Source organism: Aquamicrobium terrae (assembly GCF_052978165.1).
This window is the reverse complement of the sequence record NZ_JBRKLZ010000001.1, coordinates 43449-55677: the sequence shown is the minus strand read 5'-3', so window position 1 is coordinate 55677 and position 12229 is coordinate 43449. Positions and strand designations below refer to the sequence as shown.

The 12229-nt window shown below is 65.3% G+C and carries 10 protein-coding genes, 1 tRNA gene and 2 pseudogenes; 6 read left to right on the top strand and 7 right to left on the bottom strand.

The window, feature by feature from the left end; all coding sequences use genetic code 11:
- Positions 1-21: 21 nt before the first annotated feature.
- The 3 genes from gatA to ACVCNR_RS00335 all read right to left on the bottom strand — a co-directional run bounded on the left by gatA (position 22) and on the right by ACVCNR_RS00335 (position 2637).
- Entirely contained in the window at positions 22-1503 is a 1482-nt protein-coding gene (gene gatA, locus ACVCNR_RS00345; RefSeq protein ID WP_447073325.1) for an Asp-tRNA(Asn)/Glu-tRNA(Gln) amidotransferase subunit GatA, read from the bottom strand.
- A 57-nt stretch (positions 1504-1560) separates the two neighbouring features.
- Positions 1561-1848 carry an Asp-tRNA(Asn)/Glu-tRNA(Gln) amidotransferase subunit GatC gene (gene gatC / locus ACVCNR_RS00340; protein WP_354195900.1) on the bottom strand — a complete coding sequence of 96 codons (288 nt, stop codon included), beginning with the start codon at positions 1846-1848 and terminating at the stop codon, positions 1561-1563.
- 81 nt (positions 1849-1929) lie between these two features.
- A complete protein-coding gene (locus tag ACVCNR_RS00335; protein WP_354195901.1) occupies positions 1930-2637 on the bottom strand; it encodes a metal-dependent hydrolase in 708 nt (235 codons plus the stop codon).
- Between the two features lie 172 nt (positions 2638-2809).
- Between ACVCNR_RS00335 and ruvX the strand changes: the two genes are divergently transcribed.
- Positions 2810-3286 carry a Holliday junction resolvase RuvX gene (ruvX, locus tag ACVCNR_RS00330; RefSeq protein WP_354195902.1) on the top strand — a complete coding sequence of 159 codons (477 nt, stop codon included), beginning with the start codon at positions 2810-2812 and terminating at the stop codon, positions 3284-3286.
- Between the two features lie 18 nt (positions 3287-3304).
- Here the strand turns inward: ruvX and ACVCNR_RS00325 are convergent.
- Positions 3305-3574 (bottom strand): annotated as a pseudogene (locus tag ACVCNR_RS00325) (DUF6105 family protein); the annotation flags it as partial.
- A 199-nt stretch (positions 3575-3773) separates the two neighbouring features.
- On the bottom strand, positions 3774-5405 hold the full coding sequence (locus tag ACVCNR_RS00320; RefSeq protein WP_354195904.1) for a DNA alkylation response protein: 1632 nt from the start codon (positions 5403-5405) through the stop codon (positions 3774-3776).
- A 192-nt stretch (positions 5406-5597) separates the two neighbouring features.
- Between ACVCNR_RS00320 and ACVCNR_RS00315 the strand changes: the two are divergent.
- From ACVCNR_RS00315 to dprA, 4 genes and pseudogenes are all read left to right on the top strand, one after another.
- Positions 5598-6565: pseudogene (locus tag ACVCNR_RS00315) on the top strand (aspartate carbamoyltransferase catalytic subunit).
- A complete protein-coding gene (locus ACVCNR_RS00310) occupies positions 6562-7848 on the top strand; it encodes a dihydroorotase (RefSeq protein WP_354195907.1) in 1287 nt (428 codons plus the stop codon). Before ACVCNR_RS00315 ends, ACVCNR_RS00310 begins: the two are co-directional and overlap by 4 nt.
- Before the next feature lie 60 nt (positions 7849-7908).
- The gene (plsY, locus tag ACVCNR_RS00305; protein ID WP_354195909.1) at positions 7909-8496 is read left to right on the top strand and encodes a glycerol-3-phosphate 1-O-acyltransferase PlsY; all 588 of its coding nucleotides are present in this window, start codon (positions 7909-7911) and stop codon (positions 8494-8496) included.
- A complete protein-coding gene (gene dprA / locus ACVCNR_RS00300; RefSeq protein ID WP_354195911.1) occupies positions 8493-9617 on the top strand; it encodes a DNA-processing protein DprA in 1125 nt (374 codons plus the stop codon). The genes plsY and dprA overlap by 4 nt, the downstream gene beginning before the upstream one ends.
- Before the next feature lie 52 nt (positions 9618-9669).
- On the opposite strand, the gene ACVCNR_RS00295 is transcribed toward dprA, so the two are convergent.
- Positions 9670-9744: transfer RNA gene (locus tag ACVCNR_RS00295), tRNA-Lys, on the bottom strand.
- Positions 9745-10063: 319 nt separating this feature from the next.
- Between ACVCNR_RS00295 and ACVCNR_RS00290 the strand changes: the two genes are divergently transcribed.
- On the top strand, positions 10064-10612 hold the full coding sequence (locus ACVCNR_RS00290; protein ID WP_447073322.1) for a BA14K family protein: 549 nt from the start codon (positions 10064-10066) through the stop codon (positions 10610-10612).
- Positions 10613-10708: 96 nt separating this feature from the next.
- On the opposite strand, the gene glpK is transcribed toward ACVCNR_RS00290, so the two are convergent.
- The gene (glpK, locus tag ACVCNR_RS00285; protein ID WP_447073321.1) at positions 10709-12220 is read right to left on the bottom strand and encodes a glycerol kinase GlpK; all 1512 of its coding nucleotides are present in this window, start codon (positions 12218-12220) and stop codon (positions 10709-10711) included.
- Between the last annotated feature and the right edge of the window lie 9 nt (positions 12221-12229).

Sequence of the window (12229 nt, the reverse complement as noted above, 5' to 3'; positions counted from 1 at the left end):
CCTATCTCTCCATCTGGAAGCCTACCACCACTTCTCGGGCTGGAAGGTGCCGGCGGCCTGCTCGACGGCGTGCGCGGTGCGGAACAGGGTTTCCTCATCGAACGGGCGGCCGATAAGCTGGAGGCCGAGCGGCAGGCCCCGACCGTCGAGGCCTGCCGGAACGGCGATGCCGGGAAGGCCGGCCATGTTCACGGTCACGGTGAAAATGTCGTTGAGGTACATCTTCACCGGATCGCTCGCCATGTCCTGATCGGCGATGCCGAACGGAGCCGATGGCGTGGCCGGGGTCAGGATGACGTCGACGCCCGCCGCGAAGGCATCCTCGAAATCCTTCTTGATCAGCGTGCGCACCTTCTGCGCCTGCAGGTAATAGGCGTCGTAATAGCCTGCCGACAGCACATAGGTGCCGATCATGATGCGGCGCTTGACCTCGTCGCCGAAGCCGGCGGCGCGGGTCTTTTCGTACATCTCGACGATGTCCTTGCCGGGCACGCGCAGGCCATAGCGCACGCCGTCATAACGGGCGAGGTTCGAGGAAGCCTCGGCCGGCGAGATGATGTAGTAGGTCGGCAGCGCGTATCTGGTGTGCGGCAGCGAGATGTCGACGATCTCGGCGCCCGCTTCCTTCAACCAGGCGATGCCCTGCTGCCACAGCGCCTCGACTTCCTGCGGCATGCCCTCGACACGGTATTCCTTCGGGATGCCGACCTTCAGGCCCTTCACCGACTGGCCGAGCGCGGCTTCGTAGTCCGGCACCGGACGGTCGACCGACGTCGTGTCCTTGGCGTCGACCGAGGCCATCGACTTCAGCAGGATGGCGGCATCGCGCACGTCGCGCGCGATCGGCCCGGCCTGATCGAGCGAAGACGCATAGGCGACGATGCCCCAGCGCGAGCAGCGGCCATAGGTCGGCTTGATGCCGACGGTGCCGGTGAACGCGGCCGGCTGGCGGATGGAGCCGCCGGTATCGGTGGCCGTCGCGCCGGCGCACAGGAAGGCCGAAACGGCGGCGGCGGAGCCGCCCGAGGAGCCGCCGGGAACGAGATCGGCGTTCGATCCCTTCGCTCGCCACGGGTTCTTCACCGGGCCGTAATAGGAGGTCTCGTTGGAGGAGCCCATGGCGAACTCATCCATGTTGAGCTTGCCGAGCATCACCGCGCCGTCCGCCCACAGATTGGCAGTCACCGTCAATTCATAATGCGGCTTGAAGCCATCCAGCACATGGCTGCATGCCTGCGTGTGTACGCCTTCGGTGGCGAACAGGTCCTTGATGCCGAGCGGAATGCCCTCCAGCGCTCCCGCCTGCCCCGAGGCAAGCCGCGCATCGGATGCCTTGGCCATGTCGCGCGCCTTGTCGTGGGTGACGGCGACATAGGCATTCAGGGCCGGATTGGCCGCGTCGATGGCGGCAAGATAGGCGTCCGTGAGTTCCACGGCAGAAATTTCCTTGCCGCGCAGCTTCTCGCGCGCCTGCGAAATCGTCAGTCTGGTCAGATCGGTCATCGAAATAGCTTCTTCTGGAAAACCTGGCAGGAAAGGTATGACACGCGGCGTATACCGCTATTCGACAACCTTCGGCACAAGGAAGAAATTCTCCTCCGTGGCGGGCGCGTTGGCGACGATGTCGGCGGCCTTGTTGCCGTCGGTGACCTCGTCCCCGCGCTTCTTCATCTCCATCGGGATGACCGAGGTCATCGGCTCGACGCCGGTGACATCGACCTCGCCCAGTTGCTCGACGAAGCCCAGTATGGAATTGAGCTTGCCGGTCATGGCCGCCGCCTCCTCCTCGCTCACCGCAATGCGTGCAAGGCGCGCGACGCGCTTGACCGTCTGTAGATCGACCGACATGTGAAAGCCTGCTTCAAAGCCTGTTTGGAACCTGCCTGCGCTATAGCGGTGCAGGCAGGCAGGTGCAACATCAACCGCCGATCAGATCTCGATCGGCTCGCCGATCTTCGGCAGCGCAATCTTCACGCCGGCGCCTTCCATACCCTCCACGAACTTGTCGGGCGTCTGGTCGATCAGCGGGAAGGTGCCGAAATGGCAGGGGACCACCGTCTCGAAATTGAAGAAGCGCCGGCAGGCAAGGGCGGCCACCGCGCCACCCATGGTGAAGCGGTCGCCCACCGGCACGATGCCGACCTTCGGCTCGTGCAGTTCATTGATCAGCGCCATGTCGGAGAAGATATCGGTGTCGCCCATGTGGTAGAGCGTCGGCGCGTCCGGGAAATGCAGCACCAGCCCGCCCGGATTGCCGAGATAGGTGTTGCCGCCCCCTTCCCCGGAAGCCGAGGACGAATGCAGCGCCTGCACGAATGTGGTGGTGAAGCCCCCGCAATCGACGGTGCCGCCGATGTTACCGGGATTGATCCTGGCATCGCTGACGCCCTTGCCGACCAGATACATGCAGATCTCGAAATTGGCGACCAGCATGGCGCCCGACTTCTTGAGGATTTCGGCCGCGCCGCTGATGTGATCGTCATGGCCGTGTGTCAGCAGAACGTGCGTGACGCCCTCGGCCGGCTCCTCCCAGCCGCCCTGCCACACCGGATTGCCGATCAGATAGGGATCGATGAGGATCCTGGCATCACCGGTCTCGATGCGGAATGCGGAATGGCCGTACCAGATCAGTTTCATGTCGCGCGTCCTCGATTTTTTCCCTAAAGCGCGTGGCGATCTTCCAGATTCGCTCCTTACGCTTTAAGTTGTTGTTTTTACGCATGTCGTTATCCCGAAACCGGTTTCCACTTTCGGGCGACATGCTTCTCGCAAGGATAGAAGCCTGAAAAGGCATGTCAAAGGAAAGCCGGTGCAGAACGTCATCGAGGTGGAAGAACTGGCTGAACGTCTCAGGCCGGGCCGGACCGTGGCCGGGATCGATCTCGGCGACAAGACCATCGGCGTTGCCGTTTCGGATGCCGGCCTGTCCTTCGCCCATCCCCGTCCCGTCATCATGCGCAAGAAGTTCACGCAGGACGCCACCGCCCTGCTCGCCCTTCTGGCGAAGGAGAATGTCGGCGCCATCGCCATCGGCCTGCCGGTCAACATGGACGGGACGCATGGACCCCGCGCCCAGAAGTCGCGTGCCTTCGTGCGCAACATGGCGCCTCTGACCGACCTGCCGTTCCTGTTCTGGGATGAGCGCCTATCGACCGTGGCTGCCGAGCGCACCCTGATCGAAATGGACTTCTCGCGCGCCAAGCGCAGCGGGAAGATCGATTCGGCCGCCGCTTCCTTCATCCTGCAAGGCGTTCTCGACCGGTTGCGCCGGCTGCGCGCCGGCTGATTCCGTCTCCAGGCCGCGCTTCTTCCTCACCCAGGCCGCGATTTCGCGCCGCCGCCGGAACGCCCAGAAGGCAAGCAGAAGGCCGGTGTCGATGATGCAGGCCCGGGCCACCAGCCCCGGAATGACGGCCGGATCGATACCCAGGGTTTCGCCGTAAAGCTGGAACACGAAATCGTGCAACTGCCGGCTCAGCATCACATAGCCGAAATTGATGTCGTTCAGGGACAGGAAGAACCAGCCCCAGAACAGGATAAGCGGAGCGGCCCACAGCGCGAATATATAGCGCATCAGCGGAAGCCCCCCACCTTGCAGGCGGTGCCGGTTGTTTCCGGTCTTCTCATCGGCACGCCCCGGCGACCCCGCTGGTTAACGACTTGCTAACCATAAATGTGACGCCGACCGGCATGCATCGCAACGGATTCCGTTAACTATGGTTAACGACCGCAGCAATAGGCTGCTTCTCGGGGTTCTCACGCCTCGGGAAGGATCAGCTTGCCTGTGGATAGAGCGTGTCGACGATCAGCCGTGCATCATGCCGCGAATCGAGCAGGCCGTAGGTCGTGCGCCATTGCCCGGCCAGACGCGTTTCCACGAAGGCGTCGGCAATGCGCCCTGCCCCGAGCCGGCGCAGTTCGGCTGCCGCCGCGGCAAGTGCAAGCTGTTCGGTGAGGATGCGGGCCGAGCCCTCGTCGCTCGATGCCACCTGCATGGCGGCCTTGAGCACGCCGACCGTGCCGTGGCCGCTGGCGCCGAGGTCGCGGTCGATGCCGGCCAGCACCTCGTCGAACAGGCCCGGTCCTCGGCCAAGCACGCGCAGCACGTCGAGCGCCATGACGTTGCCGGAGCCTTCCCAGATCGCATTGACCGGAGCCTCGCGATAGTAGCGGGCCAGCGGCGCCTCCTCGACATAGCCATTGCCGCCCAGACACTCCATCGCTTCATAGAGCAGCGCCGGCGCGAGCTTGCAGACCCAGTATTTTACCACCGGGGTCATCGCACGGGCGAAGGCTGCCTCGCCGCGATCACCGGCCGCCTCGTCGAAGGACCGCGCCAGCCGGAACGAAAGCGCGGTCGCCGCCGCCACGTCGAGCGCCATGTCGGCCAGCACGCGCTGCATCAGCGGCTGGTCGAACAGCTTCTTGCCGAAAACCTGGCGATGACGGGAATGATGCACCGCCTCGGCAAGGCCGGCGCGCATGAGAGCCGCCGACGCGATGGCGCAATCGAGCCGTGTCAGCGTCACCATGTCCATGATGGTGCGCACGCCCGCCCCGGGCTCGCCCACCATCTCGCCGATGGCATTTTCGAACTCCACCTCGGACGAGGCGTTGGAGCGGTTGCCGAGCTTGTCCTTCAGCCGCTGGAAGCGGAAGCCGTTGCCGCTGCCGTCGCCCAGAATGCGCGGCACCAGGAAGCAGGACAGCCCTTCCGTTGCCTGCGCCAGAACCAGAAAAGCATCCGACATCGGCGCCGACATGAACCATTTGTGGCCGGTCAGCCGGAAGAACCCCGTCGAGCCGGCCCGCTCGGCCCGGGTGATGTTGGCGCGCACATCGGTGCCGCCCTGCTTCTCGGTCATGCCCATGCCGAGGGTAAGGCCCGTTTTCTCGACCGGCGGCTTCTGCGTCTGGTCATATTTGCGGGTGGTGACGCGCGGTGCCCATTCGCGGAAAATCTTCGGGCTGCCCATCAACGCCGCCAGCGAGGCGCTGGTCATGGTGATCGGGCACAGATGGCCGACCTCGAGTTGGGCCGTTAGGTAGAAGCGCGCGGCCCGCACCTGATGGCGGCGACCGATCTCGGCATCGCCGTTTTCCCAGATGGACGAATGCAGGCCATTGGCCACGGAACGGCGCATCAGCGCATGGTAGGCCGGATGGTATTCGACCAGATCGATGCGCCGGCCTTGCCGGTCATGGGTGCGTAGGCGCGGCGTCTCGGTATTGGCCAGGCGCGCGAGGTCCTGCGCCTCATGCGTCAGCACGAAGCGGCCGAGCCCGTCGAGGTCGCGGCGCACGGGTTCGGAAAACTGCTCGGCAAGCTGGATCAGCAGCGGATCGCCTCTCCAGGCGTTGGCGCCGGTGAGCGGCGGCGGCTGGTTCGTCACGTCGTCTGTCACGCAATGTCCCTGTATGTCTTGGCGGCTTGAATCTTGGGCGGCTTGTATCTTGGCGGCCTGTCGAATCCGCAACAGTGGCGGCTTTATAGCCCATGGCCGCATATGCGGCGATGAAAATAGGGGAAGATGGCCCGCGAATGCAAAGCTGGCGCTTGCGGCGCACCCCGCCTCGCCCTATAGCAGCGCCCTGAGATGACCAAAACAGACGCGCCCCTGCCGCTCTTTCCCCACCGCCATCTGCTTGGCATAAGGATCTTTCTCCACCCGACATTGAAATCCTGCTCGACCGCGCCGACCGCGCCGTCTCCATCTCGCGGCAATCCGAGAAGAAGACGTCCACGCTGCGCGGGCGCACGCAGATCAACCTGTTCTTCGAGGCCTCGACCCGGACGCAATCGTCCTTCGAGCTGGCCGGAAAGCGCCTCGGCGCCGATGTCATGAACATGTCGGTGGCCAGTTCTTCAGTGAAGAAGGGCGAGACGCTGATCGACACGGCCATGACGCTCAACGCCATGCGCCCCGACATCCTCATCATCCGCCACCAGTCGGCGGGCGCGGCCGCACTTCTGGCCCAGAAGGTCGGCTGCTCGGTGGTGAATGCCGGCGACGGCACGCATGAGCACCCGACGCAGGCGCTGCTCGACGCGCTGACCATACGCCGCGCCAAGGGACGGCTGGCCGGGCTCGTGGTGGCGATCTGCGGCGACATCCTGCATTCGCGCGTCGCCCGCTCCAACATCATCCTGCTCAACGCGCTCGGCGCGCAGGTCCGGGTGGTCGCCCCCTCGACGCTGATGCCGTCGGGGATCGAGCAGATGAGCGTCAACGTCTTCCGCAACATGGAGGAAGGGCTGAAGGGTGCCGATGTGGTCATGATGCTGCGCCTGCAGCGCGAGCGCATGGCCGGCAGCTTCGTGCCCTCGGTGCGCGAATATTTCCGTTATTTCGGCCTCGATGCCGAGAAGCTGAAGGCGGCGAAGGAGGATGCGCTGGTCATGCATCCCGGCCCGATGAACCGGGGCGTCGAGATCGCATCGGAGATCGCCGACGGACCGCAAAGCGTGATCCAGGAACAGGTGGAAATGGGCGTTGCCGTGCGCATGGCGGTGATGGAGGCGCTGCTCGACCCGCGCCGCAATCCGGAAGGGCGCAGCGCATGACGACCACGATCTTCAGCCACGCCCGCATCGTCGATCCTTCGCGCGGGCTGGACGAAACCGGCAGCGTCGTCATCCGGAACGGCAAGATCGCCGCGGCCGGCAAGGACGCGCTGAACCAGGGCGCGCCGGAAGGCGCCACCGTCATCGACTGCACGGGCAAGGCGATCATTCCCGGGCTGGTCGACAGCCGCGTGTTCATCGGCGAACCGGGGGGCGAGTATCGCGAGACGATCGCCTCGGCCAGCCAGGCAGCCGCCGCCGGCGGCGTCACCTCCGTCGTCATGATGCCCGATACCGATCCGGCCATCGACAATGTCGCATTGGTGGAGTTCGTGTTGCGCACCGCGCGCGACACGGCCTGCGTCAATGTCTTCCCGGCCGCCGCCATCACCAAGGGCCTCGAAGGCCGGGAGATGACCGAATTCGGGCTGCTGCGCGAAGCCGGCGCGGTCGCCTTCACCGACGGGCGCCATACCATCGCCAATTCGCTGGTGATGCGGCGCGCGCTGACCTATGCCCGCGATTTCGGCGCGACCGTCGTTCACGAGACCCTGGATGCCGACCTCGCCTCCTCCGGCGTCATGAACGAAGGGCTCTATGCGAGCTGGCTCGGCCTTTCCGGCATTCCGCGCGAGGCAGAGACGATCCCGCTGGAACGCGACTTGGCGCTGGCCCGCCTGACGCGCGGCAATTACCACGCCGCCAAGATATCGACGGGAATGGCCGCCGACGCCATCCGCCGCGCCAAGGGCGACGGCGCCAATGTGGGCGCCGGCGTGGCGATCTACAATCTGGCGCTCAACGAGCACGATGTCGGCGAATACCGCACTTTCTTCCGGCTCACGCCGCCGCTGCGCGCCGAGGACGATCGTCTCGCCATGATCGAGGCGCTGAAGGACGGCACGGTCGACCTGATCGTCTCCTCGCACGATCCGCAGGATGTCGACACAAAGCGCCTGCCCTTTTCCGATGCCGCCGCCGGCGCCATCGGGCTGGAGACGCTGCTCGCCGTGGCGCTTCGCCTTCATCACAACGGGGAGGTTCCGCTTATCCGCATCGTGGAAGCGCTCTCCACCGCCCCTGCCCGCCTCTTCGGACTGCCGGGCGGCCGGCTTGCGCCCGGCGCACCGGCGGACCTCGCCGTGGTCGACCTCGACGAGCCGTGGGTGGTGAACGAGGCCGGCATCCGCTCCCGCTCCAAGAACACCTGCTTCGAGGGCGCCCGGTTGCAAGGCAGGGTCTTGCAAACCATGGTCGGCGGCCACACAGTGTTCGGGGCATAAAGCAGTTCCAGCAAAAGTGCGAACCGGTTTTGCGTCCGGAACCGGCCAGCAGGGGGAAACATGACCTTCACGACCGTCGCAGCGTTGATCTTCGGCTATCTGCTGGGGTCGATCCCCTTCGGCCTGCTGTTGACGCGTGCCGCCGGGCTCGGCGACGTGCGTTCCATCGGCTCCGGCAACATCGGCGCGACCAACGTGCTGCGCACCGGCAACAGGAAGCTCGCCGCGGCGACCCTGGTGCTCGATGCGCTGAAAGGCACGGCGGCCGTCCTGCTTGCCGGCCGCTATGCACCCGAGCTGGCGCCATGGGCCGCCTTCGGCGCGTTCCTCGGCCATCTGTTTCCTGTCTGGCTCGGCTTCAAGGGCGGCAAGGGCGTGGCCACCTATCTCGGCGTGCTGATCGGGCTTGCCTGGCAGGTGGCGCTGATCTTCGCCGCCGTCTGGCTGCTGGTCGCCATCCTGTTCCGCTATTCGTCGCTGGCGGCACTGTGCGCCGCGATCGCCGTGCCGGTCGCGCTTTGGTTCCTCTCCACGCCGCAGATAGCGGGGCTGTTCGCGCTGATGAGCGTCATCCTCTTCGTCAAGCATCGCGCCAATATCCAGCGCCTGGGCGCCGGTACAGAAGGCAGGATCGGGGCCAAGGGGTGAGCCAGCCGTCCCTCCGGCTGAGCGACCGGCAGCGGCTGGCCTGGCTGCGGCTGATCCGGACGCCCAATGTCGGGCCGGCTTCCTTCCGCGATCTGATCAACCGCTTCGGCTCGGCCCAGACGGCGCTCGAGATGTTGCCGGAACTTGTGCAGTCAGCCGGTTCGCGCAGACCGCTGCGCATTCCCGCCGAATCGGAAATCATCCGGGAAATGGACCATGCGGCGCGCATCGGCGCGCGATTCGTATGCATCGGCGAGCCGGACTATCCGCCGCTGCTGAAACGAATCGAGCACCCGCCGCCGGTCCTGGCTGTCCTGGGGGACGGGCCTGTCCTGCGTCTTTCCGCCGTTTCGGTCGTCGGCGCCCGCAATGCTTCCGTTGCCGGTACGAGACTGGCGGCCGCGCTGTCCATGCAGATCGGGCAGGCCGGCTATGCCATCGTGTCCGGCCTGGCGCGTGGCATCGATACCGCCGCCCACCGCGGCAGCATCGCCACCGGCACCATCGGCGTTCTGGCCGGCGGGCTCGACAAGCCCTACCCGCCGGAAAACGAAACGCTATGCCGCGAGATCGTCGACCGTGGTGGCGCCATCGTTTCGGAAATGCCGTTCGGTTGGCAGCCGCGGGCGCAGGACTTTCCACGGCGCAACCGCATCGTGGCCGGCATGGCGCTCGGTCTGCTGGTGGTCGAAGCGGCGAAACGCTCCGGCTCCCTGATCACCGCCAGGCTCGCCGGGGAAATGGGCCGCCTGGTCTTTGCTGTGCCCGGTTCCCCACTCGATCCGCGCGCCGGCGGCACCAACGGCCTGCTCAAGGATGGTGCGACCCTGACGACCGAGGCAAACGACGTGCTCGATGCCATCGCGCCGTTAGGCGGCACCTCCCGCACGATCGAGCTGCCGCTTGAGGAACCGGCCGACCTGTCCGCCGCCGCCACCCCTCACGAAGATCAACGCCTGCTGGTGGTGAACGCCCTCGGGCCGACGCCCGTCGAGGTCGACGAGATCATCCGCCACACTGCGCTGAACCCGGCCCAGGTGCAGATGATCCTTCTGGAACTCGACCTGGCCGGGCGCCTCGAACGCCACGCCGGGGGACATGTGTCGCTGCTGGCCACCTAGCGGAAATTGCTGCGGGGACACGGCGCGTTCTCCCCTCATTTCAGCCGTTCGATGGTGAGCCGGGAGGGGATCGAACCCTCGACCACATGATTAAAAGTCACGTGCTCTACCGCTGAGCTACCGGCCCATCATTGCTGTGCGGGCATTTTGTACGAGGCTGTCGGCATGTGCCGGAAGCCTGCCCGCCAACGGTCTTTCCGACCGCGTTTTCGCAGAGTTGCCCGCCGCGAATTGGGCCGGAACATAGGGAGCGCCGCGGGGCCGGTCAACCGGAAAAAGCGGCTCTTCGCGGCCTTTCCCGCTTGATCCGCCCGCTCGGTAAAAACGGGACGGGGTGACAGCCGGACGCCAGCTCATGCCAGGCTGAATCTCGTTTCGGAGGGAACAATTTCGCCTTAAAGCTGTTCTACCCGCAAAGGGACGCCATCGCAGTTCAGGAGAACATGATGAAACGCATTGTTGCAGGCCTGCTCGCATCGGCCCTCTCGCTGTCGTTCATGGCAGCGGATATAGCTGTGGCCAATGCGGCACCGACCTATATCGCGCCTATTGCACCGGCGACACAACCCTTAGCCGCTGATGTGCAACAGGTCGACCATCGCCCCGGCCATCGCATCATCAGACGCGACCACCGTGGGGTTGATAGGCGCGACTTCCGGCGCATAGACCGGCGCGATTTCCGGGACCGCCGCGATTTCCGTCGTGATTTCCGTCGTGACCGCAGCGTGTATTGGCGAGGTCACCGGGGTTACCGCGACTATCGCCCCGGCTATCGCCGGCATGGCGACTACTGGTTCCCGCTCGCGGCCTTTGCCGCCGGCGCGATCATAAGCGGCGCCATCGCCAACAGCGCTCCACCGCCACCTCCGGTCTACAGCGGCGGGAATTCACATGTGAGCTGGTGCTACAACCGCTATCGCAGCTATCGCGCGTCGGACAACACGTTCCAGCCCTATAACGGGCCGCGCCGCCAGTGTGTCTCGCCGTACTACTGAGGCAGGCACAAGACAGAAGAAAGCCCGCGAATCTCGCGGGCTTTCTTTTTATTTCAATGCGTTGCGAACATCACCTGATTGTCCGGGTGAACGATATCAGCGGCGGATTGAAGTCGACTGGGTCGTCAGGGTGCGCTGTACGGCGTCCCGCCATCCCTTCAGGCTTGCCGCACGGGTCGCCTTGTCCATCTCCGGGGTAAAACGCCGGTCCAGCGCCCAACCCTTGGCGAACTCCTCCATCGCAGGCCATACGCCGGCCTTCGAACCAGCCAGCCATGCGGCACCCAGAGCAGTCGTCTCCAGAATGGTCGGGCGATCCACCGGCGCGTCAAGGATGTCGGCCAGCCGCTGCATGGTCCAGTCCGACGCCACCATACCGCCATCGACCCTCAGCACCGTGTCGGCGCCGTTCGCCCTCCAGTCCCTGTGCATGGCGTCGAGCAGATCGCGGGTCTGGTAGGCGACCGATTCGAGCGCCGCGCGTGCGAACTCGGCCGGGCCGGTGTTGCGGGTCAGGCCATAGATCGCGCCCCTCGCCTCCGCGTCCCAATGCGGCGCGCCGAGCCCGACGAAGGCCGGCACCAGATAAACGGCTTGCGACGGATCGGCCTGCCGTGCCAGCGGCCCGGTTTCGTCGGCGCGACTAACGATCTTCAGCCCGTCGCGCAACCATTGCACCGCCGCCCCGGCAATGAAAATCGACCCCTCCAGCGCATAGGTCGTCTTGCCATCCAGCCGATAGGCAATGGTGGTCAGCAGCCGGTTCTTCGAGCGCACCAGATCGCCGCCGGTATTGAGCAGCGCGAAGCAGCCGGTGCCGTAGGTGGATTTCATCATGCCGGGCTGAAAGCAGGCCTGACCGATGGTGGCCGCCTGCTGGTCGCCGGCGACGCCGAGAATAGGAATCGCCGCGCCGAACAGATTTTCCTCGGTCGCGCCGAAGTCGTCGGCGCAATCCTTCACCTCGGGCAGCAGCGCGGCCGGGATGTCTAGGATGCGCAGAAGCTCCGCATCCCACTGGTTCCTCTCGATATTGTAGACCAGCGTGCGGGAGGCATTGGTCGCGTCGGTGGCGTGCACCTTGCCGCCGGTCAGCCGCCAGATCAGGAAACTGTCGATGGTGCCGGCAAGCAGCTCGCCCTGTTCGGCGCGCTTCCTTGCCCCCTTCACCTTGTCCAGCATCCAGGCGATCTTGGTGCCGGAGAAATAGGGATCGAGCAGCAGGCCGGTCTTGCGTGTGAACTTCGGCTCCAGCCCCTGCTTCTTCAGCTTTGCGCACAGCGGCGCGGTGCGGCGGTCCTGCCAGACGATGGCGTTGTGGATCGGCCTGCCGGTGGCCTTGTCCCAGATGACGACGGTTTCGCGCTGGTTGGTGATGCCGATGGCGGCGACATCCCCGGCCCGGCATTTGGCCTTTTTCAGCGCTTGCTTGACGGTCGCGACGACGCTCGCCCAGATTTCCTCCGGGTCGTGCTCGACCCAGCCGGAAGCCGGATAATGCTGGGTGAATTCCTGCTGGCCGACACCGACCACCCGTCTGTTCCTGTCGAACAGGATCGCCCGGCTCGACGTTGTGCCCTGGTCGATGGCAAGGATGAAGCCGTCCACGGTGTCTCT

Bases quoted from the DNA above. Each gene is read 5' to 3' on its own strand.
- ACVCNR_RS00310 (WP_354195907.1), top strand. From the start codon at position 6,562: ATGACGACCACGATCTTCAGCCACGCCCGCATCGTCGATCCTTCGCGC.
- plsY (WP_354195909.1), top strand. From the start codon at position 7,909: ATGACCTTCACGACCGTCGCAGCGTTGATCTTCGGCTATCTGCTGGGG.
- ACVCNR_RS00335 (WP_354195901.1), bottom strand. From the start codon at position 2,637: ATGAAACTGATCTGGTACGGCCATTCCGCATTCCGCATCGAGACCGGT.
- ACVCNR_RS00290 (WP_447073322.1), top strand. From the start codon at position 10,064: ATGAAACGCATTGTTGCAGGCCTGCTCGCATCGGCCCTCTCGCTGTCG.
- gatA (WP_447073325.1), bottom strand. From the start codon at position 1,503: ATGACCGATCTGACCAGACTGACGATTTCGCAGGCGCGCGAGAAGCTG.
- gatC (WP_354195900.1), bottom strand. From the start codon at position 1,848: ATGTCGGTCGATCTACAGACGGTCAAGCGCGTCGCGCGCCTTGCACGC.